Source organism: Mesorhizobium sp. WSM4847 (genome assembly GCF_055811335.1).
Genome location: NZ_JBVVPY010000019.1, coordinates 1 through 26,332, shown reverse-complemented (window position 1 = coordinate 26,332; position 26,332 = coordinate 1). Strand labels below are relative to the sequence as shown.

General features: G+C 60.2%; 26 protein-coding genes and 3 pseudogenes. 16 read left to right on the top strand and 13 right to left on the bottom strand.

The features are described 5' to 3' along the window. The first annotated feature begins 61 nt into the window (after window positions 1–61). Complete coding sequence (locus tag AC0L28_RS24525; RefSeq protein WP_473480792.1) at window positions 62–817, top strand: SDR family NAD(P)-dependent oxidoreductase; 756 nt, start codon at window positions 62–64, stop codon at window positions 815–817. A gap of 458 nt (window positions 818–1,275) precedes the next feature. Here the strand turns inward: AC0L28_RS24525 and AC0L28_RS24520 are convergent. The 4 genes and pseudogenes from AC0L28_RS24520 to AC0L28_RS24505 all read right to left on the bottom strand — a co-directional run. Further along, a pseudogene (locus AC0L28_RS24520) lies at window positions 1,276–1,448 on the bottom strand (YciI family protein); the annotation flags it as partial. 14 nt (window positions 1,449–1,462) lie between these two features. After that, on the bottom strand, window positions 1,463–1,837 hold the full coding sequence (locus tag AC0L28_RS24515; RefSeq protein ID WP_023799003.1) for a PRC-barrel domain-containing protein: 375 nt from the start codon (window positions 1,835–1,837) through the stop codon (window positions 1,463–1,465). Window positions 1,838–1,997: 160 nt separating this feature from the next. After that, a complete protein-coding gene (locus tag AC0L28_RS24510) occupies window positions 1,998–2,375 on the bottom strand; it encodes a hypothetical protein (protein WP_473480789.1) in 378 nt (125 codons plus the stop codon). 486 nt (window positions 2,376–2,861) lie between these two features. Further along, a complete protein-coding gene (locus AC0L28_RS24505) occupies window positions 2,862–3,038 on the bottom strand; it encodes a hypothetical protein (RefSeq protein ID WP_023799002.1) in 177 nt (58 codons plus the stop codon). Between the two features lie 856 nt (window positions 3,039–3,894). Between AC0L28_RS24505 and AC0L28_RS24500 the strand changes: the two genes are divergently transcribed. Next, window positions 3,895–4,092, top strand: coding sequence for a hypothetical protein (locus AC0L28_RS24500; protein WP_473480786.1), 198 nt, complete (start codon window positions 3,895–3,897; stop codon window positions 4,090–4,092). Between the two features lie 18 nt (window positions 4,093–4,110). Here AC0L28_RS24500 and AC0L28_RS24495 read toward each other — a convergent pair whose 3' ends face one another. The 6 genes from AC0L28_RS24495 to AC0L28_RS24470 all read right to left on the bottom strand — a co-directional run bounded on the left by AC0L28_RS24495 (window position 4,111) and on the right by AC0L28_RS24470 (window position 11,667). Continuing rightward, on the bottom strand, window positions 4,111–4,485 hold the full coding sequence (locus AC0L28_RS24495; RefSeq protein ID WP_128172978.1) for a YybH family protein: 375 nt from the start codon (window positions 4,483–4,485) through the stop codon (window positions 4,111–4,113). Window positions 4,486–4,517: 32 nt separating this feature from the next. Next, window positions 4,518–7,922, bottom strand: coding sequence for an adenylate/guanylate cyclase domain-containing protein (locus AC0L28_RS24490; RefSeq protein WP_473480783.1), 3,405 nt, complete (start codon window positions 7,920–7,922; stop codon window positions 4,518–4,520). 321 nt (window positions 7,923–8,243) lie between these two features. Then, window positions 8,244–9,830 (bottom strand): adenylate/guanylate cyclase domain-containing protein, encoded by a 1,587-nt coding sequence (locus tag AC0L28_RS24485; protein ID WP_023798997.1) that lies wholly within the window; start codon window positions 9,828–9,830, stop codon window positions 8,244–8,246. A gap of 918 nt (window positions 9,831–10,748) precedes the next feature. Then, on the bottom strand, window positions 10,749–10,982 hold the full coding sequence (locus tag AC0L28_RS24480; RefSeq protein WP_473480923.1) for a helix-turn-helix domain-containing protein: 234 nt from the start codon (window positions 10,980–10,982) through the stop codon (window positions 10,749–10,751). Continuing rightward, complete coding sequence (locus AC0L28_RS24475) at window positions 10,913–11,368, bottom strand: hypothetical protein (RefSeq protein ID WP_473480931.1); 456 nt, start codon at window positions 11,366–11,368, stop codon at window positions 10,913–10,915. Before AC0L28_RS24475 ends, AC0L28_RS24480 begins: the two co-directional genes overlap by 70 nt. Before the next feature lie 56 nt (window positions 11,369–11,424). Then, window positions 11,425–11,667 carry a hypothetical protein gene (locus AC0L28_RS24470; protein WP_473480780.1) on the bottom strand — a complete coding sequence of 81 codons (243 nt, stop codon included), beginning with the start codon at window positions 11,665–11,667 and terminating at the stop codon, window positions 11,425–11,427. Window positions 11,668–11,888: 221 nt separating this feature from the next. Between AC0L28_RS24470 and AC0L28_RS24465 the strand changes: the two genes are divergently transcribed. The 14 genes and pseudogenes from AC0L28_RS24465 (at window position 11,889) to AC0L28_RS24400 (ending at window position 24,623) form a co-directional block, all read left to right on the top strand. Beyond that, the gene (locus tag AC0L28_RS24465) at window positions 11,889–12,056 is read left to right on the top strand and encodes a hypothetical protein (RefSeq protein WP_473480777.1); all 168 of its coding nucleotides are present in this window, start codon (window positions 11,889–11,891) and stop codon (window positions 12,054–12,056) included. A 297-nt stretch (window positions 12,057–12,353) separates the two neighbouring features. After that, on the top strand, window positions 12,354–15,083 hold the full coding sequence (locus tag AC0L28_RS24460) for an ATP-binding protein (protein WP_473480774.1): 2,730 nt from the start codon (window positions 12,354–12,356) through the stop codon (window positions 15,081–15,083). Between the two features lie 76 nt (window positions 15,084–15,159). Continuing rightward, complete coding sequence (locus tag AC0L28_RS24455; RefSeq protein WP_473480771.1) at window positions 15,160–16,140, top strand: alpha/beta fold hydrolase; 981 nt, start codon at window positions 15,160–15,162, stop codon at window positions 16,138–16,140. A gap of 146 nt (window positions 16,141–16,286) precedes the next feature. Continuing rightward, window positions 16,287–17,117 (top strand): alpha/beta fold hydrolase, encoded by an 831-nt coding sequence (locus AC0L28_RS24450; protein ID WP_051407818.1) that lies wholly within the window; start codon window positions 16,287–16,289, stop codon window positions 17,115–17,117. A 25-nt stretch (window positions 17,118–17,142) separates the two neighbouring features. After that, window positions 17,143–18,015, top strand: coding sequence for a lysophospholipase (locus AC0L28_RS24445; RefSeq protein WP_473480768.1), 873 nt, complete (start codon window positions 17,143–17,145; stop codon window positions 18,013–18,015). Between the two features lie 16 nt (window positions 18,016–18,031). Then, a complete protein-coding gene (locus AC0L28_RS24440) occupies window positions 18,032–18,580 on the top strand; it encodes a type 1 glutamine amidotransferase family protein (protein WP_473480765.1) in 549 nt (182 codons plus the stop codon). Then, window positions 18,570–19,133 (top strand): MBL fold metallo-hydrolase, encoded by a 564-nt coding sequence (locus tag AC0L28_RS24435; protein WP_128172970.1) that lies wholly within the window; start codon window positions 18,570–18,572, stop codon window positions 19,131–19,133. The genes AC0L28_RS24440 and AC0L28_RS24435 overlap by 11 nt, the downstream gene beginning before the upstream one ends. Window positions 19,134–19,214: 81 nt before the next feature. After that, the gene (locus AC0L28_RS24430) at window positions 19,215–19,964 is read left to right on the top strand and encodes an SDR family NAD(P)-dependent oxidoreductase (RefSeq protein WP_287174908.1); all 750 of its coding nucleotides are present in this window, start codon (window positions 19,215–19,217) and stop codon (window positions 19,962–19,964) included. Window positions 19,965–20,241: 277 nt separating this feature from the next. Beyond that, entirely contained in the window at window positions 20,242–21,210 is a 969-nt protein-coding gene (locus tag AC0L28_RS24425) for an MBL fold metallo-hydrolase (protein ID WP_287174906.1), read from the top strand. 254 nt (window positions 21,211–21,464) lie between these two features. Continuing rightward, window positions 21,465–22,013 carry a carboxymuconolactone decarboxylase family protein gene (locus AC0L28_RS24420; RefSeq protein ID WP_473480761.1) on the top strand — a complete coding sequence of 183 codons (549 nt, stop codon included), beginning with the start codon at window positions 21,465–21,467 and terminating at the stop codon, window positions 22,011–22,013. A gap of 71 nt (window positions 22,014–22,084) precedes the next feature. After that, entirely contained in the window at window positions 22,085–22,549 is a 465-nt protein-coding gene (locus AC0L28_RS24415) for a nuclear transport factor 2 family protein (protein WP_473480921.1), read from the top strand. Window positions 22,550–22,578: 29 nt separating this feature from the next. Beyond that, window positions 22,579–22,734, top strand: coding sequence for a hypothetical protein (locus AC0L28_RS24410; RefSeq protein ID WP_287180440.1), 156 nt, complete (start codon window positions 22,579–22,581; stop codon window positions 22,732–22,734). 130 nt (window positions 22,735–22,864) lie between these two features. After that, window positions 22,865–23,319: pseudogene (locus AC0L28_RS24405) on the top strand (DUF983 domain-containing protein). A 221-nt stretch (window positions 23,320–23,540) separates the two neighbouring features. Further along, window positions 23,541–24,623, top strand: coding sequence for a sensor histidine kinase (locus AC0L28_RS24400; protein ID WP_473480757.1), 1,083 nt, complete (start codon window positions 23,541–23,543; stop codon window positions 24,621–24,623). 351 nt (window positions 24,624–24,974) lie between these two features. Here the strand turns inward: AC0L28_RS24400 and AC0L28_RS24395 are convergent, their stop codons facing one another. The 3 genes and pseudogenes from AC0L28_RS24395 to AC0L28_RS24385 all read right to left on the bottom strand — a co-directional run. Next, window positions 24,975–25,508 (bottom strand): hypothetical protein, encoded by a 534-nt coding sequence (locus tag AC0L28_RS24395; RefSeq protein WP_473480754.1) that lies wholly within the window; start codon window positions 25,506–25,508, stop codon window positions 24,975–24,977. A 56-nt stretch (window positions 25,509–25,564) separates the two neighbouring features. Next, window positions 25,565–25,786, bottom strand: a complete 222-nt coding sequence (locus AC0L28_RS24390) for a hypothetical protein (RefSeq protein WP_287066314.1) — start codon at window positions 25,784–25,786, stop codon at window positions 25,565–25,567. Window positions 25,787–25,818: 32 nt separating this feature from the next. After that, window positions 25,819–26,064, bottom strand: a pseudogene (locus tag AC0L28_RS24385) (DUF4062 domain-containing protein); the annotation flags it as partial. Between the last annotated feature and the right edge of the window lie 268 nt (window positions 26,065–26,332).

Here is a 26,332-nt window from a genome sequence, read left to right as displayed (position 1 = left end):
ACAACTGGAGACGCTCTTGCCGCATGTTATCCCCATCACTTCGGATGAAAGGACTTCCCGCATGACCAAGATCGCACTCGTCACCGGCGCCAACCGCGGCCTCGGCCGCAACATCGCTGTCAGCATCGCGCGGCATGGCCGCGACGTTATCGTCACCTATCGCGGCAACGCATCTCAGGCCCGCGAGGTTGTGGCCGAGATTGAAGCCCTGGACCGTAAGGCGGTTGCTCTGCAGCTCGATCTCGGCGTGGTCGCCAGCTTCGCGGCCTTTGCCGAGACCCTGCGCGCGGCGCTGAAAGAGACCTGGGGCCGCGACAGCTTCGATTACCTGATCAACAATGCCGGCCACGGCGAATTCGCCATGATCGGCGATACGACCGAGGCGCAGTTCGACGGTCTGTTCGACGTCCATGTGAAGGGCGTCTTCTTCCTCGTTCAGGCGCTTCTGCCGCTCATCGCAGATGGCGGGCGGACCGTGAACTTTTCTTCGGGCCTGACCCGCGTGTCCTATCCGGGCTTCTCGGCCTATGCGGCCGCCAAGGGGGCGGTCGAAATCTTGACCGTCTATATGGCGAAAGAATTGGGTGCACGCGGGATCACAGTGAACACGGTCGCGCCCGGAGCGATCGAGACCGATTTCGGTGGCGGGCTGGTGCGCGACAATGCCGAAGTCAACGCGCAGTTCGCAGGGATGACCGCGCTTGGCCGCGTAGGGCTGCCCGATGACATCGGGCCAATGGTGGCAAGCCTTCTGGGCGAGGATAACCGTTGGGTTACGGCACAGCGGATCGAGGTTTCGGGTGGTCAGGCGATCTGATCAGTCGGACCCCCGACAACTGAAGCGCGCGGCCGTATGGCCGCGCGCATTGTCATTCCGCCGTCGGGAAAAGCCTCCTTTGGCCGTCGACTGAAGCTGAACGGCCGGAATGTCCGCAAGCACGATTTCCAGGATAGTCTCCGGCAACGTCTGCTATTGGGCAACAGTAGAGATCACCTCAACGGCCGACATGAGGCGCATTGCGGACCGACTGCTATGGGCCGACAGCGGACTGGCAGCTTTGGGCTGCGAATATTCAAGATCGGACATTCAGGTTGGTGTGGGCATCGTCGTGACCTGACCCTGACCGGACCTTCCGGGACCGATTTTACTTTCAGAAACCGGACATTCGGGCCCAACCAGCGCGCATGACCGAATCGGCCATTCCGGCCGCCTATTGGCGTCACGGAAGCGGACGTTTGCGGCTGGTGGAAGTAGCCGGGGCATTTCGAAGCTAAAAAACCGGCGGTCTCGCGCACCTCGATCGCCCCCATCCGAGCGAGCGAGTCCCGCTCCGCGATCTCCATCGCCTCCGCAAGGTTCTTCGCTCGATGAACAGGAAGCCACCCAGATGCTCCTTGGTCTCTGCGAAGGGCCCGTCGGTCCAACTCGCCTTGCCGGAACGAACGCGCCATAGAGGCTTCGCTACACCCAATACGGTCGGACGCCGTAGTAGTCGTAAACGCGGCGGCCACTCTCGGCATTCCAGTCGAAATCCTGGTCGCGAGCATAGCGCGGAGCGCCTTCAACTTGCTCCTTCGTGATGTCAATGCGGAAGCCTGCAAGGCTCTCGTCATAGTCGAGCTTCTGCCACGGCAGCGGATAGTAGTCGTCGCCAATTCCAAGAAAACCACCAAAGCTGAGAACGGCATAGGATACCCTGCCGCCCCTCTTCTCGAGGATCAGCCTTTCGACCTGCCCGATGTGATTTCCCTGGATGTCATAGACGTTGGTGCCGACGACCATGTCGCTGGCGATAAGATCGTGGGTCTCACGAATGTCGGGGTCCTGGTTTGTCATGATTTGCTCCTTCCCGTCGGTATGGAGCAAAAACGGGTCCGTGCCCTCGAAGTTCCAAGGATTGTGCGGACCAGCCGTCAGCAATCTTCTGGCTTGAGCGAGCGAACCATCCGGGTGACGACCGGATCGTAGGCAACTTTTTGCTCCATGCTGTAGTCCATCAGAAACATGGCGGCGCGATCGCCGCAACCGTTATGCCTCTGACATATCGGATCTGGTCGTCTTTGATCCCCGAGTAACATGCCCATTCACGCGTCAGCCGCCGATAGATGAATTTCCAGCCTTCTTTTTCGTCCTGACTGATCTGTTTCTTGACCTGAGGCAGGAAATCGCTTTCGGCGACGTCGGTGCCCCAGACGGCGAGGAGGGCTCCGTCGGGGGATTGGAAGGCCGTGCCATCGCCGTCCTTTGAACGATGCAACAGTTCGAACTCGGGCGGCACGTCGAAAACAAACCCAAACCTTTCGATGCCGAACTGCTGCCATTCCTGCGCCCCCGCCTGAGCGAAGGAGAGAAAAGCAGCAGGGTTCGGCCCCATGGCCCGGTTCTCTTGTTTACCTTACACTAATGTAAACTGCGACAATGTAGGGATGTTCCGTTTTGAAGAATCGCCTCTTCAGTAGCCGCACAGGAGACGATTTTCACTGTCGCCGGAGGTTGGTAGAGTTGCACGTCGCGACCGGAAGAGGTCGCGAAATCGATGCCGCCAGGTGAAGTTCTAAACGGCAGTTTCAGACAGATCGGTTGTGCAGAATCGACCGTTGACGTCCCAACCGGCAGAGTTGTTTAGCGCTCTAAGTCCGACCTTAATGCATATCCAAGGCTTGGTGCGGGAAACCGGCATCGCCGCCGAACAAGGTCGCGAGTTCCGTGAACTTGGCAAGCGGTAAATGACCGACAAGCCTGAAGTCACTGATGCGGGTGAGAACAGGCTGTGTAGGTGCTGCGGTCGGTGACCGTCAACGATCCGAATGTAAGGGTCTAGGCAGCAGGGCCGCGATACGGTTGCGGCCCTGACGTCTGATCAACCCTTGAGACGATCCTTGATCTTGTCCTCGGTCTTCCCAAGGCCCTTCTTGGTGCTTTCGTCAAGCTTGCCGGCAGTTCCGCCGGCACTCATTTTCTTGTCACCAGCCGGTTTGCCAGGCTTTGCCTTCACTTCGCCGCTTTTCGCAGAGCGCTTCACTTCATCCTTGTTCATGGTTTCTCTCCCATAGCTGGGAAACCAACATGCGCTCTCACTGAAAGTTCCAGTAGCCAAGGAAAATAAGCATGGCCGGCTCCGAAATGAAATCGATCGCACATCTCACGCGTGAACGAAGGAAAATGGGTGCGTCGATGAACGCGTTCGACGGAATGCCAAGATGGCCGGATAGTCGAAAATGCGATCAATTGGGAGCAACTCCGCCATGCCGCCAAGCTCAGGCCCCGGTCCAGGTGGGCAAGATGGACGCGGTGATGTCCGTCCGGATGACAACCAGTGTCCGCAAAAGGGGGTCGACTCCGGCCGGTGGCTGAAGGTCAGCTAACGAGGCGCGCTGCGAATGACCGGTAGTGGCGCAACCACGACCCTTCTTGGGATGTCGGCTTTCAGGAAGGGGCAATGCTGATCTCAATGTCCGATTTCGGGCGCGATGCAGTCCGACTACTCTACGGCTCGCTTGGACCGCTTGCCGGCCGGCAGCTTGGGGGCCGAATCCAGTCGGTCCGGTTTCAGATCGAGGATGGGAAAATCGGCCATTCGCTACCGCGGACGCTGCTGAAACCCAATTGGTAACTCTGTTTCAAACGCGTCGTCGCAAGCTGCAAAGACGGGTGGCAGCTCTCTCAGGGCCAAGTGAAGGCCGCCCGGAGAGTGCCGATCTGAGTTGCGCTTCATGCCACCAAGATGCATGCCTTGCGAGCAAGGCTCCGCGGTTCACCAAGAACCTGAAGGGAACGACTGTGCAAAAATTCGTGACGATTGGATATGGAGACCGTGAGGGATACGACCCGCAGTGGCCGTTCGAGATGCAGCCCACGCGCACGACGCTAAGTTGCAGAAAGACGGAGCGTTGATGGGTATCGCGGGCGCTCCTGTGCAAGTGGATCTGGCTCACCGGTTCGACTGCCGGCGCCGTGATGATCGTGCAGTTGGTGATGCCGAGTTTCTTGTTATGCGCTCAAAGGCCGGCGAACGAGAACGGCTGGTGGTCCGGCAGGTGAATATGCCACGGATCCTTGCCGCCTCGGTCGGCGAGATCGTCCATTCGTAAACCCCAGGAAGCGGCGCATCAGTTCCAAGTGTGGAGGCATACTCTCCAAGATCCATCAGTTTCGCGTCGGAAGATTGTGACTATGGATCCTTCGTAGCGCTGCGTTTCGCCGCCTTCGGCCGACCATTTCCCGGTCGCGTAGGCAATGTCACCGGCGGCCACTGCATCTACCAGTTCGATGCCATGGTTCCCCACACCAGCCGAGATCAATTCCTTCCAGAAGTCTTTGATAGCGCTCGTCCCCCTTATGAAGGCATGGGTGGACGGCAATACAACCGCGTCGGGTGTGTAATGAGCGGCGACTGCGTCAGCATTGCCGCTATTGAAGGCCGAATTCCAGCCATCATTCGCCTTCTGAAGCACGTCGCGGATATTCTCGGTCGGTTGTGCCATGGCGTTCCTCCTTTGTCTGTCGCCAATTTCTATTAATTGGCCGCCCGAAGGCTTTCAGCCGGTGTTGCGAGTGCTCGTGCGGCTTGCAGGTCAGGCAACGTTTGTCCCTCGGTAAACCCGGAAATGATGAGTGCGAGCCGCTCGCGAGCACCAGAAATGGGACAGTCGGCCCGCGCGAGGCTCAGTGCAGCACGCAGCTCCCAGAATCGCGCGCCCTGGGCCTGGGCAATCGCCAACGCGTCAGAAAGGCGATTTTCGGCGAGTGCAACTCCGTCTTCCCCCGATTGCAGGAGCACCTCGCCCTGTAGGCGTAGCACCTCGGCTGCAAACCATCGTTCATCGGTGCGTTCGATCCTGGCATGTGCTTCTTCAAGCAAACGGAGTGCAACATTGTGGTCGCCGGCTCTGACCTCGATCTGCGCCTGAAGAGCGATGAAATAAGGAACCATGAATTCCGCGCCGGTCGCACGCCACTCTACAAGGCCTCGTTGGAGTTCCAGGCGACCCCGATCGGCATCGCCCGCCTCAGCGAGTGTCCAAGCACTCAAGATTGTGGCGCCGGCAAGCCAAAAGCGGAATCCAGCTTCGCTGGCAATGCGGGTCAACTCTGCGCAGCATTCCCGGACACTTTCGCGATCGCCAAGGATCTGGCGAATGACGCCGCCGAAGAATAATGGCAGAGCAAGGCTGTTGCGATGACCCACACGATGCGCTTCAGCAACCGCCTCGTTGTTGGCCGCCAGAGCCTGATCAGGAAACCCAAGCGGCAGCAATGTGCGGGCGAGATAGTCCAGGCACACGACCCGTGGGTCGAAGGCGTAAACAAACGCCGGCGTTCTGTGCTCCTGGGGATCGTAGAGAGCCAAGGCCTGCTCGAGATGTGCCCGGGCGCGGGCGAATTCGCCGGCAGGCAGCGCGCTGACCCCAGCTGCCCGATGAGCAAAGAACGACAGTCCACAGTCGTTGCTCGCTTCCGCCAATTCAAGCAGGCGGTCCGCTGCGCTGCGGGCCTCCGCCAACTCGGCAGCATAGAGGTGGTAAAGACATAGACCGTAAAGAACCGGAAAGAGCTGACGTGTATCGCTCAGCTCTTCACAGAGCTCTCGCGCGCGACCATAAGCGGTCGCTGTCGAAGGTGCGGCGAAGCCGTGCGCAGCAACGTGGGTACTGCCGAGCGCCAACTGAGTTGCAAGTTCGCGCCGTGAACGCTCTTCGGATGGTGGCATCGCCGAAAGCCCGGTTAGGGCGTTGTCGAATCTGGCGAGCGCTTCAGTCAGGACAGAGCGAGAAAGCGCCCGACGACCAGCGAGTTCATTGTACTCGACAGCCTTTTTCACAAGGCCCGCCTGACCAAAGTGGTGGGCAAGCAGTTCGGGCTCTGTGGTTACGATTTCGGGGAAGCGTTCCTCGAGAATGGACGCAATCCGGGCATGAAGCTGCTGGCGGCGGCTGTGCAGGAGGCTGCTGTAGGCCGCATCCCGCACGAGCGCATGCTTGAAGACGTAAGTTACTTGGCTGTTACTGCCGCGGCGGAAAACAAGGCCGGCCGCTACTAGCTCGTTCGTTGCCCGCTCAAGCTCAAAATCAGGAAGTCCAGCGGCTGCGGCAAGCAACTCGTGCTTGAACTCGCGACCGATCACTGCCCCGATCTGCGCGACCTCCCGGACCGAAGCCAACCGATCGAGCCGGGCCATCAGCGAGTCGTGCAGAGTGGCCGGGACGGCAAACGGAGGCAGTGGGCCCGCCAGCACGAGTTCGCCGTCACGCTCTTCAAGCAGGCCCGATTCAAGCACCACCTTCGTCAACTCTTCCACGAAAAGCGGCACGCCCTCGGTCTTCGACAGAACCTGATCCAGCACTGTTGCTGGCAACTGCTTGCCCCCCGTCATCGCTGCAATGATAGAGGCCGCTTGGGAACGGCTGAGCCGATTCAGGGTCAAAAAAGTCGCGTGCGGAAGACCAGCCCAGCGCACTGCGCCTTCCGGTCGCGAAGTTGCAATCAGCATTATAGGCAAGTGTTGAATCCGGCCCGCGATTTGGTCGAAGAGCTCGGCGGACATCGGATCAAGATAATGCGCATCCTCAAGCTGCATCAGGACCGGCTTGCTGCGGGCCAGTGCCTCCAGCTGCTCGATCAGCACCTCGAATGTGCGAGACTTCTGTTTTTGCGCCATCAGGTCGAGCTTGGGATAGCGTCCCTCGGTCGGGATCGACAGCAATGCCGCGATTAGTGGTATCGCCTCATTGGGGTTCTTTGTCGAACCGGCGAGCAGTTGCTCAAGAAAATCAAGCTGACGCTCGGGCGGGTCCGTCCGCTTGATGTTCCCGGCCCGGAGCAACTGATCCGTCACAGGATAGAGGGCGGTTTCGAGGTGATAAGGCGAGCAGTAATACCGCAGTCGCGTGTGTGCCTCGTCTTTTAGGCGCTCCAGCAGTTCTTGCAGAATGCGGGACTTGCCTATGCCAGCCTCGCCGAATAGCTCGACAACTTGGCCTTCCCGGGAAGCGGCAAGCCGCCACCGATCGAGGAGCAGGGCGATATCATGTTCCCGCCCTGTAAGCGGCGCAGCTTCGGCTGCGTGAAGTGCTTCGAAACGACTCTCGGCGCGTCCCTCTCCAATCACCTTGAATGCGTTTACGGGCGCGTCGAAGCCTGGCAACCGCTGCGGCCGGATTCTGGTCACCTCGAACAGCTTTCCGATAAGTCTATAGGTAAGCTCCGAGATGACTACCGTTCCCGGCTCGGCCAAAGTTTGGAGCCGAGCTGCAAGATTAGGGGTCTCGCCCACGACTGCATTCTCTTGCGCGGCACCTACACCAATCAGGTCGCCCACGACTACGACGCCAGTTGCAATGCCGACCCGGACCGAAAGTTGCTGCCCGTCATCCAAAGACAAGTCGGCTACGGCAGCGACCACCGCAAGCGCCGCGCGAACAGCGCGCTCGGCCTCGTCCTCGTGTGCCTGCGGCCAACCGAAATAGGCCAATACTCCGTCGCCCATAAGCTTGGCGACGTGCCCCTCGTAGCGAACGACTTCGCCAGCGACAGTATTCTGAAACTTCCTTAAGAGGTCGCGCATCTCCTCAGGGTCAAGCCGCGTCGCAAGCGCGGTAGAACCGACGAGATCCACGAACATGACCGTCAATTGACGCCGTTCTGCCTCGCGAGGCCGTCCAGGTTCGCCGGAGCGGTCAACCGAAGCCGACGTTCGGATTGGTGAGGCTGAAGCTGGTTTCGCCGGCTCTAACGCCGGCTCGCCTTGCATCGCGGCAATTGCCTCCAGGATGCGCTTGCGGTGGGCAAGCGCGGCAACCCCGATTTCTTTCAAGTCCTCGGCGGTGAGGCGCGGCAGTATTTCGGCATCAATCGCGTTTTCGTCGAAAGCCAAAATGTACTGCTCCAGGCCTAAACCTCTGAGCCAAACTGCGATATTCATTGGGCTCCCTCCGCAGCCATTTGGCCTCGCTTCGGTGGGGCAGGAAACATATCACAAAGGCATCGCGATAACACGCGAGTTCGTGTGTCGAAGGCCTGACATTCGGTGAGAACCCCGCAAAACGCCGCCAATTGGCGCAACCGCGGCCTGCAGCGTGTTCCCCGCCGATGTCTGCTTATGGGCAGTGGCAAAGTCGCACTCTACGGCCGACATGGGGCGCGAAGCGGTCATCCATGGCTCCACTACGGGAGTCTGCTTCGGGTCGAGGGTGCGTTTCCGAAACGGCTCTGTAGCGGCAGAACCGGACGTTCAAGGACCCTGCTAAAAAGTAGCGGGCTTGCTTCGGGCGGTTAAGGCCAGGAGCGCCTCCGAAAGACGTTTCTTTGCCCGTTCGACCCCGTTCTCGTCGATCGCTTCGACATCGAGGAACAGGTCGAGGCCAGTCGCGTGCTCGCTGATGACCTGAGGGCGCTGTGCCAGTTCACCAAGGAGGCCCTCGACTTCATAGGGGACAACCTCCCGACTGATCCCCTTCATGGCGATCGGCGCCAACGGACGCGCTCGGACAAGGTCGCGCACGAGCGCATAGGTCTCATAGCTAAGGCAGATGCCGCCAGGTTCGGCAATCGATTGCAGGCGGGCCGCTAGGTTCGCTTCGGCCCCGATGATCGTGTAGTCCATGCGATCATCGGAGCCGAAGTTGCCGACATTGCAATAGCCCGTGTTGATGCCCATGCGAGCTCGGAACGGCTGCTCAATTCCTCGATCACGCCACAACCTGTTCAGCTGCTCTAGCCGGCGCTGCATGTCGACAGCCATGCGCAAGCAGGCCCTCGCGTCCTCCTCGACACCCTTTGTCTCGGGGTCTCCGAAGAACACAAGAAGTGCGTCGCCGATGAACTTGTCGACCGTAGCCTCGTGCTTGAGCGCGATCATTGACATCTCGGTGAAGTACTCGTTGAGGAGTGCCGTGAGGTCCTCAGGCTGGAGCCGTTCCGCGATCGCGGTGAAATCTTTGATATCTGAGAAAAAGATTGTGAGCTTCTTGCGCTCGGTCGCGATAGTCACGTCCTTTTGGCCGCTGAAGATGCTTTTATAAATTTGAGGCGAGAGATATTTGGCGATCTTCAATGAAATTGCGGCGAGAAAGTCGTTTGCCTCGGCGAGTTCCGTGTTCATGCCGTGAACCAAGGCGGACTGCCGACGCTGCAGGAAAATGAACGTTAGACCCGCCGCAGCTGCGAAGCCGAAATACAGAAGCAGATACTTGAAAGAGAGGACGTTGGCCCCGATCGGCTGGGCGACCGATATCTCCTGGATACCTCGGACATCCCCCACCTTCCAGTCTGTCTTGGGGCTGTCCGGGTGCGAGTTATGGCAGTTGACGCAGACCTGTCCCATTACTACGGGAGCCGCCGCGCGAACGTGCCGGTCAAGCAGCGAACCCGAGGCTTCGATGATGGGCTCACTTGGATTGGCGCGAAAGGCAGAGATTGCGTTGCGCTCGAATGTGTCTAGCTGGTGGGGCTCGCGGCCTTTGAAAGGTAGGTCCGAGACGAAGCGATATTTGACGGACCCGTCGTGAGCGCTGATGCGCTTGCCGAGTTCGATTGAGAGGGTTGCTGGGATAGGGATCGCACCTGGCACGTCCCTGTAATTGTGCGTCGCGGTCACGGCGCCGTCTGCTTTCAGGACCCGTCCCACGACGTCGCTGCCGTAGAATCCGCGCATGTCGTCGATGATTCGGCTGATTTCGCTGGCTTGCGTGCGCAGCATGCGTTCCGACAGATCTCGGAGGTCGAGCCAGGCTGCGACGGGCAGACCTATAAGGCCGACGACCACTGCCGCAACCAGGAGCGGTCCCATGGTGCGTTGCTCACGCGCAATCTGTTCACGCAATCCAGCCATTGTCCAGGTTACCGCCCACCCGTAATCCAATACCTGAACTATACCTTCATTCGCGGCTCGCTACCAGCGCCAGTGGCTCGGTGAGAACACGATGGGGCCGGAAGCGGACTTGCGGCTTCGAGGCCTGGAATGTGAGAAGCGGACATTCAGGCGCCCCCCATGCATCGACGTGAACTGACCCATTCGAGACCTTCATTACCGGCGTTGGGGATGGCAGCTTTGCGCTCGCTCCATGTCGGTCGTCCAGAGCGGTGACGCTCCCCCCGAAACCGGACACTGGGTTAGCGAACAAGCAAACGATGCCAAGTACGCCAGCAACTGTCCGGCGACGATCAGCGCCACAACGGTCGCGGCCCTAGCTTCGGTATCAGGACAATCGCCAGAACGATGTAGATGACCCCGAACACGCCGGCGCCAACGAGGCCACGAGCTTTTCGCGACGCCGCTTGTCAATGTCCAAGACTTTTGCATCAGTAAGATGACGAGGATCATCGTCAGCGTTCCGCCGACATAGCTGATCAGTGCTGCTCATGGCGCCGATCCCAGGCTGGCCCTGAGACTTGCGACAAGAACTTGCTGAACAACCACGCTAACCCCTGCTCCGGCGCCAAGCAGAGCCAATCCCAGCATCGGCAAAAGTTGCACCGCTTACCCCCGCTTTTTTACTATCGCAGGTGACCTTTGCCGGCTTCCAAGTCACAAAGTGTGGACAGAATTTATGCGACAGGCCGAATTTCGCCCTTTCAATGGCAATGACCGTGATCGTTGACCGCTGCATCCGAAGGCATCCGCCACTACTGGAGAAGGGTTGGTATGTCCCAACACAATCTCTCATCCACCTCGGACCGACAGCCTCCATAGCAACGACAGCTAGTAGTCCACCTCGCTGAGTCGTGGTGGCGGACAAAATCACCCTGTTTAGTGCCGGCGTTTACGTCGCCAGGCACTCGGGGTGGTTCCTACATTCGCTCGAAAAACACGGGTCAGATGGCTCTGGTCAGCGAACCCGCAGGCAAGTCCGATCATTGCGATACTCTCATCCGTTGTCTCCAGAAGATCCTTGGCGAGCTCCACGCGCCGTTTCAACAACCAACGATGGGGCGGTTGCCCAGTTGTTGCCTTGAACGCCCGCGTAAAATGCCTTGCTGACAAACCGCATGCATCGGCCAAATCCGCCAGAGACCGATCGGACTGGATGCTGTCCAAGAGTAGTTCCTTTGTTCGCCTTCCCGCCATGGAGCTAAACCTCTGGTAGCCTTCTCTGAAGGCGTTTTCAGGCCGCCATAGGTTCGAGCGAGATGCATCCGGATCGCAACGAAGACGTAATCTGCGAACAGGGCATTCGCTTCCCAGGGTTTTGAAATCGCGGGTAGCAGAGCACTGACCAAATGAAGCAGTACCTCGTCGCGCGGCGGAGGCTGTAACGTACAGACTAGCTGCTCGATGGCCGGCACGCGAAGTTCGTCGGTGAGTTCATTGATGGCTCGCATTGGCATATAAACGTGCAGCGCCGCAAACGGCTCTGCGAGATCAGCCACCCACGATTGCCTTAGATCAAAAATCCCCAAACCACCCGACGGTGTGCTTGTCCGTCTCAAATGCCGCTCATCGCACCAAAGATCGCCGTCGCTCCAGCCCCGACAAAAATGCTAGCGAGAAAGGTCTCGCTGCGCGCATGCGGCAAGGTCAAACCTAGGCCGGGCTGGTCTCGGCGAACTTGGCAAGCGGCCATATCGTTCCCGCCCAACGAGCGAACACGAAGGTGCTCATAGACGTCGAGCCGCTGCCGCCTCGCAAAGAAGGGTTCCACGTAAACGGCGCGCGTCGTCGTGCTCATGGGCCTCGGCCTAATTGTGTCGGCACGCTTCGAGCAGGGCCCGGTCATGCAAACCGTTCAGCGGAAACCATCATGTCCGCTGTGTTCCAACTCGGCGCTTTCGTTCTATTCGTCGTGGCGCCGACACAGTTAACTTAAGGCACATCTCACGAGTTGTCGGTTGCGGGGGACAAGATACCCGCTTTCGCTTACGTCGTCTGCGACATCACGCCGAGCTGAAGATGTCGGACGCGATGCCTACGCCGGACCAGCGCTCCTATTACGGCTATCACCGGACCTTCGGGATCTATTTCGAGGTCATCGACTACGGCCGGCTTCTTGCCGATGCCAAGCGTCGCAACCGCGTCTTCTTCGACCGCCTGAACCTCATGGACGCGCAGCTCCCCTAGAATTCGACCGAAAAGGGTCGTGTAGGGGATCGACATGCGCCGTGTCCCCAACTGTCGCGTTCTGCCGCGAGGACGGAGGGATTTAGACGTAGCCGTGAACTAATTTGAACGTCCGCTTTCAGGAAGCCGCCACAAGTGGGCAAATGGCGGGAATCAGGCGCGTTGCCGACCGTCAGAGTCGGGGCCGAAGCGAACGTTGGAACCGAGGCGTGCAAGTCATGAATCCAAGGTATAGCTTCACACAGACCTGCTTCTCGTGGAAATCTGAAACTTCGTTGCACCCACTAGGTTTGGAATGTGACACCGGGCGCCGCACTCTCCTTTGGTTCGTTTACGCTGGTGCCGGCCGAGCGCCTGCTTATGCGGGGCGACGAAAGGCTGAGGATTGGCAGCCGCGCTTTGGATATCCTCATCGTCCTGGTGTCGCGCGCCGGAGAGATCGTTTCCAAAGACGAGCTCGTCTCCCAGGTCTGGCGAAACATGTTCGTCGAGGAAAACAACCTGCGCGTCCACATCACGTCGCTGCGCAAGATTCTCGGCGAGGGCCCCGAGGCGCAGCAATATATCTCGAACATTCCAAATCGCGGCTACAGCTTCGTGGCGCCGGTCACGCGCAAGGAGTCGCCGACGCGGGCCGATGGCCAGCAACCCACGATAGCCCGACTGCCGCTACCCCGGCTGGCCAACCGCATCATCGGGAGAGAGGCGGTTCTCGATCAGCTCGAGGGGCAGCTGCCCGAGCAAAGGCTGCTCACCCTCGTCGGTCCGGGAGGCATTGGAAAGACGACAGTAGCGCTCGCTCTTGCTCAACGCCTGGATGATGGTTATTCGGACGGCACGGCGTTCGTCGATTTCTCCGGGATTGCCAATGGAGCGCTGATCACCGAGCTGATCGCCACCGCAGCGGGCTTAGTGCTCGCCTCGACCGATCCGCTCGCTGAGCTGGCGAACAAGCTTAGTCATCGCTCGATGCTCCTCGTCCTCGACTGCTGCGAGCACCTCATCGACGAAGTCGCGGCGATCGCCGAGGAACTGATCACCAGGACGCGGCACGTGACGATCCTGGCGACCAGCAGGGAGCCGCTTCGGGTCGCGCCCGAATGGGTTCTGCGCTTGCCGCCGCTGGACTGCCCGGGACCGGACGAGAAGCTGGATGCGGCAAGGGCACTGGATTTTGCTGCGGTCCAGCTGTTCGTCGAGCGCGCTTCGGCAAGCCTTGGAGGTTATTCTTTGAGCGACGCCGACGCCCCGGTGGTGGCCGATATCTGCCGCCGCCTCGATGGCATCGTGCTCGCTATCGAACTGGCTGCGGGGCGCGTTGATACGTTCGGCATTGCCGGCGTTTTGGAATCGCTGCGGTCTAATTTCGACATCCTGACGCGTGGACGACGCACGGCTCTGCCACGCCACCAGACGCTTCGCGCGACGATGGAGTGGAGCTTTTCCCTGCTTTCCCCGGCACAGCAGGCCGCTCTCGCGAAGCTTTCGGTGTTCAATCAGGATTTTACGCTGGCGGCGGCCCGCGCAGTGGTGTCGGGTGAAAGTGGCGGCGACGTCGAAGAGTGCATCATCGACCTTGCCGCGAAGTCGCTCGTGGTCGTTGATCGCAATGCCTATCCGGTGCGCTATCGCCTGCTTGACATGACTCGCGCCTACGCAGCCGAGAAATTTTCGGTCGCCGTGTCGCGGGAAGACGCTTCGCGCCGCCATGCAGTCCACTATCGGAGCCTGCTCGAATGTGCCGCGCCGCATGAGCAGGACGCCGGCTGGGTGGACGGCTTCGCCCGCGACGTCGGCAATCTCAGGGCTGCGCTCGACTGGTGCTTCTCGCCGGGCGGCGACGCGGCGGCCGGCGTTGCAATGACAGTCGCGGCAATTCCGCTGTGGTACCATCTTTCGCTGGTCGACGAATGCCTGTTGCGGGTAAGGCAAGCGCTGGATTGGCTCGAACGACAGCCCGACGCCGATCAGCAAAGCCTGATGCGGCTTCATGCGGCCCTTGGCTTTCCGCAAATGCGCGCGATTTCGGGACGGCCCGGGGGCGCGCAAGCCTGGACGCGCTCATTCGAGATCGCCCAGAAGGTCGATGATGTCGACTTCCAGCTGCGCGCGCTTTGGGCGCTGTGGGTCGATCGGACAAACGGCGGCGAACCTCGAGCGGCGCTCGAAAGGGCCGAGGCGTTCTGCGCGCTGTCTGAGCGTTCGGCAGACGTCTCGGACCAGTTGATCGGCGAGAGGATGAAGGCAAGGGCACTGCATCTGCTGGGCGATCAGCCAGCCGCGGAAAGCCATGTTCGGCGCATGCTGGATGCCTATCGCCCGCCGTCGAACGGATCGCATCTGGCGCGATTTCAATATGATCAGCGCATCACCGCGCGGATCACGCTGGCGCGCGTGCTGTGGCTGCGCGGCAAAGCTGAAGAGGCCCTGCGTGAGATCGACGATATGGTCAGCGCCGCTCTTGCCGCGGGCCACAATCTCACATTGTGCCACGCCCTGTCGGACGCCGCCTGTCCGGTGTCGCTGATGGCCGGTGACCTCGCACGCGCCGAGCGCTATACGGACATGCTGCATCGGCGCACGCACGACCACGCGCTCGACGTTTGGCATGCCTATGCCGAATGTTTCGAGGGCGATATCCTGATTCGAACCGGAGACGCCGCAACGGGCGTCACACTCGTCGGCGAAGCTCTCGACCGGCTGGATCGTGCGGGATTCTATCTTTACCACACTGTCTTCCAATCGATACTCGCCTCCGGGCTGGCGAGGATCGGCCAGGAGCTGGAAGCCGTGGCGCTGCTCGACGACGCTCTGGCGCGCTGCAGGTCGAGTGGCGAGGCTTGGTACTGCCCGGAACTGCTGCACCAGAAAGGCAAGATACTTGCCGAACAGGCCTCGCGCCCGACTGAGGCCCGGCTGCTCCTCCAGCGCGCGATCGAAATGGCGCGAGATCAAGGCGCGTTGGCCCTGGAGGCGCGTTCGGTGGCCAGTCTGGTAACGCTAAACAAGCTGGTTAGCGCCGTTTAGCAACGATTAACTGGTTCACGCCGCTCCACTGCGCAACTGTCTCGTCATCGAACGAAGCGCGCAGAGGGAAAGAGCGATGACTTCAACCCGCAGTACATCCTTACGTCAAGCGGTCGTCGCCAGTCTGGCCGGCACTGCACTGCTCGCCGTCCTGATCACCTCGACGACGGCCAACCCGACCACCTCGGCAGAACCCAGCCAGACTGGGTTCTGCGACGCCGCCTGCGTGGAGACGAAAACGTTCGACGTCGACGGCGTCGCCTACGCCTGCCGGACGCTCGGGACGCCGTCCGGAACGCCTCTGGTTCTCCTCAACCGCTTTCGCGGGACGATGGACGAATGGGACCCGGCATTCCTCGATCATGTCGCGGCAAGCCGATACGTCGTCATATTCGACAATATCGGCGTGGCCCGCTCCGGCGGCGAGGCCCCTCTCCGCATGGCCGATTGGGCGAGGAGCGCCGGCGCCTTCATCGACGGCCTGGGTTTCAAGCAGGTCGATCTGCTGGGCTTCTCCTTCGGCGGCCTCGTCGCGCAGGAACTGACGCTCCAGCGGCCCGGCCTCGTGCGCAGGCTGGTCATCGCCGGTAGCGGCGCGGGCTATGTCGAGGGCGCAAACCTGAATCTCATGGCGATTGAGGTCGCCACCAAGCCGACAAACACAGACGACGACTTCCTCTTCCTCCTTTTCAAGGACACGCAAACCAGCCAGGCGGCCGGACGTGCGCACCTCGCTCGGCTACGGGAGCGCAAGGATTCATTTGCGAGGCTAGTGAGCGAAAAAACCTGGAAGGCGATGCTTGCCGCCGCAGGGGATCTAGGGACGCCGGAAACATCGCTTCTCAATCGTGTCGGGGCGATCCGCCAGCCGGTGCTGGTGGCGAACGGGAACGAAGACGTCATGATCCCGACGCTCCAGTCTTACGCCCTGGCGCAGGCGATCCCGAACGCGCGGCTGATCGTCTACCCGGACTCCGGCCACGCCTTCCTGTTCCAGTACCCGCGCGAGTTCGGAGACGAGGTCATTCGCTTCCTCGGCGAGGAGTCACAGCCGTGAGCGCCACCCTGCATCCGATCCAACTCACCCGCCGCGAGATGCTTGCAGCAGGCATCACCGCCGGAGCGGCGACCCTTCTGCCGGCATACGCTGCGCAGGCGATTTCCGCTGAATCCACCACTCAACCCAGCGAAGGACGACAGAACATGGGCTTCATCACCACGAAGGACGGCACCGAGATTTTCTATAAGGACTGGGGTTCGAAGGACGCACAGCCGATCGTCTTCCATCACGGCTGGCCGCTCAGCGCCGACGACTGGGACAACCAGATGCTGTTCTTCCTGCACAACGGCTACCGGGTCATCGCGCATGATCGCCGCGGCCACGGCCGCTCAACACAGTCCGACACCGGCAACGAGATGGACACCTACGCGGCCGACGTTGCCGAACTGGCCGAGGCGCTCGACCTGAAGAATGCCGTCCATATCGGCCATTCGACCGGCGGCGGCGAGGTCGCGCATTACGTAGCTCGCGCAAAACCGGGTCGCGTCGCCAAAGCGGTGCTGATAGGCGCAGTGCCGCCGATCATGGTGAAATCCGCCAAGAACCCGGGCGGCCTGCCGATCGAGGTGTTCGACGGGTTTCGCGCGGCGCTGGTCGCGAACCGGGCGCAATTCTACTACGACGTGCCCTCCGGTCCCTTCTACGGTTTCAACCGGCCGGGCGCGAAGGTTTCGCAGGGCATCATCGACAATTGGTGGCGGCAGGGCATGATGGGCGGCGCCAAAGCGCACTACGATTGCATCAAGGCGTTCTCGGAAACCGACTTCACCGACGACCTGGAGAAGATCGATGTTCCGGTGCTCGTCATGCACGGCGACGACGATCAGATCGTGCCGTACGCCGACTCCGCTCCGCTGTCCGCCAAGCTTCTCAGGAACGGAACGCTGAAGACCTATGCCGGTCTTCCGCATGGCCTGTGCACGACGCATCCCGACATCGTCAACGCGGACCTGCTCGCCTTCATCAAGAGCTGACCGCAAGCGAAAGAGGAGACTTGCCATGACCTCGACCACGACCGCTATGGCGGAGGAATATCTGGAGCGCGCGGACGGCCCAAGGATCTTCGTGCGCTCTTGGCACCCTGCGTCCAGACCGAGCGCGGTCGTGGCGATTTGCCACGGCGTTAACTCACATAGCGGCCAGTACTTCTGGGCCGCCGAGCAGATGGCCGCCGCCGGCCACGCCGTCTACGCCCTCGACTTGCGCGGTCGCGGGAAGTCCGACGGCGAGCGGTTTTTCGTCGAGAACGTCACTGAGTATGTCGACGATCTATCGATGCTGATCCAGCTCGCCAAGCAGCGGGAGCCCGGATTGCCTGTCTTCCTGCTGGGCCACAGTGCAGGCGGCGTGGTCTCGACCACCTATGCGCTGGACCATCAGGCCGAGCTCGCCGGATTCATATGCGAGAGCTTTGCGTTCCAGGTGTACGCGCCGGATTTCGCTCTCGTGGTCGTCAAGGGGCTCAGCCACGTCGCGCCGCATTTTCACGTCCTGCGGCTGAACAACGAGGATTTTTCGCGCGATCCGGCGATTGTGACATCGATGAACGACGATCCGTTGATCGATAAGGAGGTCCAGCCGACGAGCACAGTCGCAGCACTGATTCGCGCAAACGAGCGGCTGAAGCGCGACTTTCCGCTGATCACGCTGCCGGTCTTGATCTTGCACGGAACAGCAGACAAGGCAACCAAGCCTGCCGGCAGCCAGCTGTTCTTCGACACCGCCGGCTCCGCCGACAAGACGCTGAAGCTCTACCCGGGCCACTTCCACGACCTGCTCAACGATCTCGGCCGCAAGGAGGTGATCGCCCACGTGCTGCGATGGATCGCCGCGCGCGTGCCGGTGCGGTTGGCATTGACCGGAGTCGAGTGATTGTCAGGGGGCCGAGATGACGTCCACGGGCGCGCCGCTTCGCATAGCCGTCATGCTCAGTCGGTCCTCGGAAGCCGGCAACGTCGGGCTCGAGCAGTTCCTGGGGGTCTACTACGCGCTTCAGGATGCGGGCGCCGAGGTGCTTGTAGCGTCGATGTGCGGCGGCTACCCCTGGCCCACGCGTTTCACGCGACTGGGAGCGGAAGCCGACGAGCTTGCAAGGCGGTTCCAGGCCGACCGCCGCGCCCGCGACGATCTCGCCAACACGCTCAGATTCGGCGAGCTGTTCGAGGACGATTTTCACGGAGGTTTCTGCGTCGGCGAGCCGGGCGCGCTCTGGCGCGACGCTGATCGCAACTCGGCCGCGGCGCTGATCGCTCAGTTCCTGCAGGCAGGCAAGCCGATCGCCGTTCTACCGAGCCTGCTGGATATCCTCCCCAAGGGCGCGGGAGATGGCCTGCTCATCCTCGGCGACGGGGCCTGGCCGCCGTCTGCCGCCGTCGCTGCGCTGTTGGCTGCAGCCACCAGACAATTCGAGATCAGGAGATTGGGCCATGAGACTTGATCGACGCACCTTCCTTGCCGGCGCCGCCGGGTTTGTCGGCTGCTCGTCAGTGCGGCCATGGCGCGCCATGGCCGCCTCGCCCCACCGCTTCCGCCACGGTTCCTTCAACATCACGGTGCTGAGCGACGGCCATTTTATGCTGCCGGCGGAGGTCGTCGCACCGGACGCGATGCCTGCCGAATGGGTCGACATCGAGAAACGGCTTGGCGGGAGCAGCGGCGCCATCGATGCGAAATGCAACGTTCCGCTGATCCGGACCGAGAAGGACCTGATCCTCTTCGACCTTGGAACCGACGACCCACAAGGACCGGCTGAACCAGGACATCCTGGATTTCATCAAAGGGTGAGGCTCCCGGCGAGGCCCTCTAGCCTGACACTACATGGCGTAGGAGAGCACGATGCCCAATGCGCTACAATCAATTTGTCTCGCCGCGGCTTCTGCCTGTGCTGCCTAGCCTCGGCTATTTTCGCCGAGGCGGGAGGTTGGCTGGCGCCGAGACAGTTCATCATGAATCCCGCCTTCTTCACCAGGCTCGCTTACGCGGGCGTATGACCAGCCGGCTGAGAATCACTGCAGCTTTTCAGTTAAGACTTTAAACCGCTGCCTCTGCAGCCATGCGCACTGGAACCGATCATGGGAAAATTAGACGGAAAAATCGCTCTCGTTACCGGCGGAAATAGCGGTATCGGCCTAGCAAGTGCAAAGCGCTTTACGGCGGAGGGCGCGTACGTGTTCATAACGGGACGGCGCCAGCCCGAGCTGGATAAAGCCGTCGCGTCGTTAGGTGACAACGTCACTGGCGTTCGCAGCGATGTTTCTAGTGCTCAGGACCTCGACCGACTGTATGAGACCATCACGGCCCAGAAGGGCCGCATCGACATCCTCTTCGCAAATGCCGGGCTTGGCGAGTTCATGCCGCTGGGCGAGATTACCGAGACGCATTTCGACACCACCTTCGGCGTCAATGTTAAAGGCACGCTTTTTACCGTGCAGAAGGCATTGCCGCTGATGCAGGGCGGTGGCTCGATTATTTTAACCGGTTCCACTACTGGAAGCCACGGATCCCCTGCTTTCAGCGTCTACGGCGCGAGCAAAGCAGCGATTCGCAGCTTCGCCCGGAGCTGGATTCTCGATCTGAAAGGTTCCGGGATCCGGGTGAACGTCCTGTCGCCGGGCGCGACTTCGACGCCGGGTTTGCACGGCTTAACGCCTGATCTCGAACAAGGTCGTCAGATGACGGAGTTTTTAATCGCCCAGACTCCTCTGGGACGCATGGGACGTCCGGACGAAATCGCAGCAGCGGCGCTCTTCTTGGCGTCGGAAGAAAGCAGCTTTGTAAATGGCGTCGAATTCTTTGTCGACGGCGGTATGGCGCAAGTATGAGCGTCCAAGATGCGGACCCGGCTATTATTTTAACTGGTACTACACAAGGTAATGGACATGACCGAAAGCCCGACTTTGTGCTCCGAGCAGCCAGATCTTCTGCTCAAGAACCCAGATAGTAATTGGGCATCTATGGGTGGCCACCGACGACGCGCCGGTGAAAGTCTATCTGTCCAGCGCGTCTGGAGAGCGTAAGCGCCGGGTTGATGCGCCCGCACGCCAAAATCAACCCCGATACCCAGTGCCGAAGAGAACTTTCGTTCAGCAGGAGAAACTCATGACAAATCTTTCGCGCAGAGCCTTTGCCTTCGCAATCCCCGCGGTCCCAGTTGCACTAGGCTCCGCTTTGGCCGCCACCGTGAATACCGCGAAAGCGCGGACTGCCGATCCCAAAGCGCTCGTCCCCTCAGCACAAATCAGGATCGGCCGCTTCACCGTAACCGCGCTGGTGGACGGGTTTGCCGATATGCCCTTCGGCTATTTCCCCGGGAGCACGGCCGAACAAGTTGAGGAAGAAGCGCAGGCGATATCGACGGCGAAGCCCGGAGGCATCCGCTTCGTGTTTAACCAGTATCTCGTCGATGACGGCGAGCGCCTGATCCTGATCGACACCGGCCCCGCCGGCGCGATGGGCAAAACGGGACAGCTCCCTGATGCGCTCAAAACAATGGGAATCACGAGAGAAGATATCGGGGCGGTCATCGTCACGCATATGCATGTCGATCACCTCGGCGGCCTGGTGGCCGGTGGAAGCCGGAACTTCCCGAATTCTGACGTGTACGTCGATCGCCGTGACGTCGCGTACTGGACTGATCCCGCGAAGAGAATTTCAGCTCCGGAGTTCCTGAAACCCAGCTTCGATGCATCTTTGGAACTGGTCCGCCTCTATCCGAACCTGCAGGCAATGGATGGCGAACGTCAGATCACACCGGGCGTCTCGATCATCGACTTGACCGGCCACACGCCCGGGCACATCGGAGTCCGCATCGAGGACGGCGGACAAAGTCTGCTGATGGTTTCGGACATGCTCTTCCCGGTTGTCCATCCCTCGAACCCGGAGGTCGGCTTCCTGTTCGAGCAGGACCGACCGGCCGCGCAGATCATGCGCGAACGATTTTTTCCGCGTGCGGCCGAGGAAAAAGCCCTGGTCGCAGCCACCCACATGCCTTTCCCGGGCTTGGGACGAATCGTGGCCGACGGCGGAAAGATGCGTTGGATATCAGCCGAGTGGGCTCATCAGGAATGAGCCCGACCGCCTGCCTTGGAGCACACCATGCCGCACCAAGCTCACCAAAGGTGCAAAGTGCTGCTGTGCTGCGCAGTCCCCGCCCAAGAAACCGACGGCGGAAACCAGATCCAACTCGAACTCTGATACTCGTCATTGATGCGTCTGACGCAAGAGTATCTTCCGCCTTTTCGACGTTCATCATCGTCCAGAACCGGAGCATCTTATCCGGGACGAAAGGGACAGCCTTTCAAAACCAAATCAAGGAGATAGACATGTCCCGCATTCCCACGCCCGCCACAATCAACGATGCACCGGAAGCGTCCCGCCCTGTGCTTGAAGCCGTCCAGAAGCAGATCGGCTCCGTGCCGAACATCTTTCGCCTGGTGTCGAACAGCCCGGCCGCTCTGAACGGTCTGACGGCGCTGCAGGGCGCTCTCGGCAAGGGACAGCTGGCTCCGGCCACCCGCGAGCGGATCGCCCTGACCATGGCCGAGGTCAATGGTTGCGATTACTGCCTGTCCGCGCATACCTATACTGGCGCAAAATTCGCCAGGCTGGACGAGAGCGAAATCGAAGCGAACCGCCGCGGCACCTCGAAAGATCCAATGGCCGCCGCCGCTGTCGAATTCGCCCGCGCCCTTGTCGACGCGCGCGGCTCGGTGGCGCCGGACGAAATCGAAAAGGTCCGCGCTGCCGGTTACGGCGATGCCGAAATTCTCGAGATCATTGCGCATGTCGCGCTGAACACCTTCACCAACTACGTCAACGAAGCTCTGGGCACCGAGATCGATTTTCCACGTATCGATCGCCTTGCCGCATGACCAATGAAGGGTGGTCGTTTCCTGCACCCACCCTCCCTTCTTTCAGCGCTACACAACCAAGGAACTTATCAATGTCCCGTCCGCCGCTTCCCCCTTTCAATGAACAGTCCGCCATCGAGAAGGTCCGCCTTGCCGAAGATGGCTGGAACAGCCGCGATGCCGCCAAAGTGGCGCTTGCCTATACAGTCGACACGCGGTGGCGCAATCGCGCCGAGTTCGCAACCAACCGTGCCGAGGCTGAGGCCTTCCTGACGCGCAAATGGAACCGCGAGCTCGATTATCGCCTGATCAAAGAGCTTTGGGCCTTTCAGGGTAACCGCATTGCCGTTCGCTATGCCTATGAATACCACGACGACAGCGGTCAGTGGTTTCGTGCCTATGGCAACGAGAACTGGGAGTTCGCCGAAGACGGGCTAATGCGCGCGCGCCATGCCAGCATCAACGAGCATCCGATCACGGAAGCGGACCGCAAGTTCCGCTGGCCGCTCGGCCGCCGACCGGACGATCACTCAGGTTTGAGCGACTTCGGCTTTTAAGCGAGACCCGGATCAAGGGGGTTACCGCCATGGCAGGCTTCAAGCTCGATGCCAAGGCACGGCTGTCGACCGAGCTCGCGCCTACCACCGGACGCGATGATCGCATTTTTGCCCGGCAGCAGGAGGAAGACGCGAAGGCACGGCGCGCGACGTCAAAGAGATCCCTGCTCGCCAACGGCGCGTGAAACATCCAACGGCGAAGTGGTTCTGGCAAGTCTTTCCCAGGCAAACCCGTGAAGGGACAATCACTGGTGATCGAGCACGAGTCAGGCCGACGCCCATGCTCGTTCAATACGGCAATCTTGAGGACCAATTATGACTGACGAATGGCCTCCACTTCAACCGGTTCTCACTGGTGTACGCGGTTTGTGCCCCCGTTGTGGGAAAGGGCATCTTTTCAACGGGTTCCTGACGCTTAAGCCTAAATGCGAAGTGTGCGATCTCGACTACTCGTTTGCAGATCCCGCTGATGGTCCCGCGTTCTTCGTAATCTGCTTTGCATGTGTGCCGAGCGTTCTTCTTGGCGTATGGCAGCAGGTCGCTTTTGACACACCGTACTGGGTCCATCTGCTGACCACGCTGCCCTTCATGCTCATCACTTGCATCCCCCCGCTTCGGCCTCTCAAGGTTGGCTCATCGCGAGCCAGTATTTCTACAAGGCTGAGGAAGGCAAGATCGACCGCGATTACGTGAGGCCTCGGCACGCTTCGTCCGGAGACGGCGAGGAAATCACACCTCCTCCCGTACCGACCTCTGGCGACGACTCATAAAGATGCGTTGGATACCAGCCGAGTGGGCTCATCCGGTCCTAGGAGCACTCGCGTCATCGTTGACGATACCGTTCGCGGTTTCACCAACAATCGTGAAACGATCAAATGCGTTCAGCGCCAAACCACAGCCTAGGTGTTGTAGCCTTGATCTGATGTCAGGCGTATAGCTAACTTCACGGGTATGGCTGTTGCTACACGGCGAAAAGGACCGGGCTCAACGGATGACATCCGACGATAATAGGCACGAGCCTGTCGAACAATTGCTCGACACTCCCGAACTTGCGACTGCGCTCGAAAGTGAACAGTTCAAGAAGTTCCTCGACCAAGTTCCTATCGCCATTGCGGTATCGGATCTGAGGGATGGCGAGACGATGGTCTACGCCAATCCAGAATTCGAGAAGCTTTCCGGGCTTGCCGCCGCTCGCCTTGAGCAGGAGAATTGGAAGGGGCTTTCGGGGAGTGCGGTGAAAGCGCCCTTCGATCAGCGGATCGATGAAGCGATTGTCACACAAACGGACTTCATTGGAACCTTCCGCCTCGAGCGCAAAGGCTCAGGTTCAGCGATCGTAGACGTCTATTCGAATGTCATCGAGGACGACGACGGCAAGCTCTGCTTTCGGCTTGTCGCCCTGGTGGATGTGTCTGCCCATAGCGATGCGGACAAACTGTCCATTGAGGAGCGGATCCGGGAGAAAGATACGCTCCTCCGCGAGCTGCAGCACAGGGTCAAGAACAACCTGCAAATGATCACTGCGCTCATCCGAATGGAAACTCGGAACGCAGTCGAGCCAGACAAGAAGCGATTTGAGCGGCTGGCTGGGCGGGTTGACGCACTCGCGATCCTGTATCAAGCGCTGTCTGGTGAGGATGACAAGGACGAGATCGATTTGGGCGTCTATCTGAGCCAGATAGCCTCCGCCGTGATGACCTCTCACGCGGTGGAGGGTATCCGCCTCGACATGAAGGTCGACACCTATCCGGTTTCGATAAATGTCGCCATGCCGACAGGACTGGTTGTGAACGAGCTTCTTACAAACGCGCTGAAGCATGCCTTCAGCGGTCGGGAGGGAGGGACAATCACGCTGCGGAGCATAGTGGACGGCAATGGTTGCCGGGTCGTGGTCGCTGACGACGGTATCGGTCTGCCTGAGGGTGTGACATGGCCTGCACCCGGTAAACTCGGAGCCCTCATCGCGCGGTCGCTGACCGAAAATGCCAAGGCGCAGTTCGACGTCACCTCGGCCGTCGGTGAAGGAACCAAGGTGACCATCATCTTCAATCGGTCGGCTGCGATCGCCGGCTGAATAGATCATGGAGCCGGCTCGACCGGAATCGCCATTACTGGCATAAACCGCCCGCGGTAGGATCTATGGATTTATCATCGGGCCGCCCGCCCTGGGGTTGTAGGGAAAAGCGAGACGCACCGCCAGAGCCTCTGAGAGATCTGCGACTGAGGTCGACTGCACGAACGAATGGTGATGTGGCCCCGCCTCCCGATCCAAGGACCGCTTCGGGATCGAGAACTGCACCTTTAACTGGGCGGGCTCGAAGGTCCGAAAGTGGCGCTCTGTGCTCGTTGCCGCCGACCGATTCAAACGGCAGGGCCTAACCTATCTCGGCCATTCGCGGCATAGCCAGAATGACTGAGTTTTACCCTAGTCTTCCTCCCGAAAATCCTGCAGCGAGGCATGGCGCAGATTCTCCTCGCCGCGGAGATGCTTCACGCGGCCGATCAGCACTGGCTTGACCCATTGCGTCGCCGGCCGTTTCATCCCGTTTGGCGGGGCTCCTGCATGCTCCTGCACCCGTTTCCAGAGCCGTTCGCGCAACTCCCGGTTCAAGGTAATGAAAGCCGAGCCGACATAGCGTCCGTGCCGCGCTCGGCCATGAGCGCGAAAGCCGGCTTGCCTGCCTCGCGCTCGACGCCAAGAAGTTCGTATTCGTCGCTCGAACAGGCCTTGGTCTTCAGCCAAGCCGTGCGACACGATCACGATGGCGAGGTGACGCTTGTTCACGATGACGGGACCGTCACGGTTCGGCTTCACGGCTACGATGTTCCGGTGACGACGCGCGGGGAACGCCTCGCCGAAATACCGGACCTCTCCACCGCGTCCGCCCTCGGCAATCGCGACAGCATGCTTGGCTTTCGACACATCGACACCGACGTAAAAAACGTTATCTTGCTCCATGGCCCGTCCTTCCTCGCTTGGGGCTCGGCTCGGCACTCCCGAGCAAACCCCCGTTGCTAAACAGCTGCAAAGACTAAGGGTGGGCCGCCGCTCAGACCACGGTCATAACGTCTAATAGCCATCGCAACCTTACCCGCCAAATCGTCCTTGTTGCGCCAATATTTGACGAGCTTCTTTTCATACAGCTTTCGGAATCTCTCGAGTTTGGCCTTTTTCTCGAACTCGACCTTTTCCGCGGCCCACGTCTTGCGAGCACCGCCTTCGAGCAAAAACGCCACGGTAGGCACGCTTGGGCGACGGCGTACCCGTACTCCATCTGGGTGTAGCTTTTACCCTTCAACTCTGAGCCGTACCGCTCTGCTACGATGAGTACGTAGTAGTCGCTGTCATCGATGCGCCGCTTAATGTAATCCCATTGAGTGTCGTCGCTGGCTTGGAATGCCGCCATCCCCACAGGAATATTCCGGAGGTTAAGAACGGCCTCGATGACCGACCGTTTTTCGTCCACCAAATCGGCGTAGGTCGAGCTGACGAAGATTTGGTATTTAACGTCCATGCGGCTTCACCCTTCGATCCGCCCTTGTAAGTCTGCAAGCAGGCTGGGGATAACGTTCCGTGCCCGCATCAAGAAGCCCAGTCATGATTCTTGCAAGGGGTGAAGTGATCAAAGCCCGACCCGCGCGCTGGCACGCTAGGTTGCCCGGCTTGCCGGAAGGAATAATCACTTGCGGCCGAGGAGTATGAAACGTGCGGTGCCCCCCGCCGCAGCGACAGCCTTCGCTATTCCTTCTTGTCGACCAGCGCCCGTAGTGCCGAGACGTCAT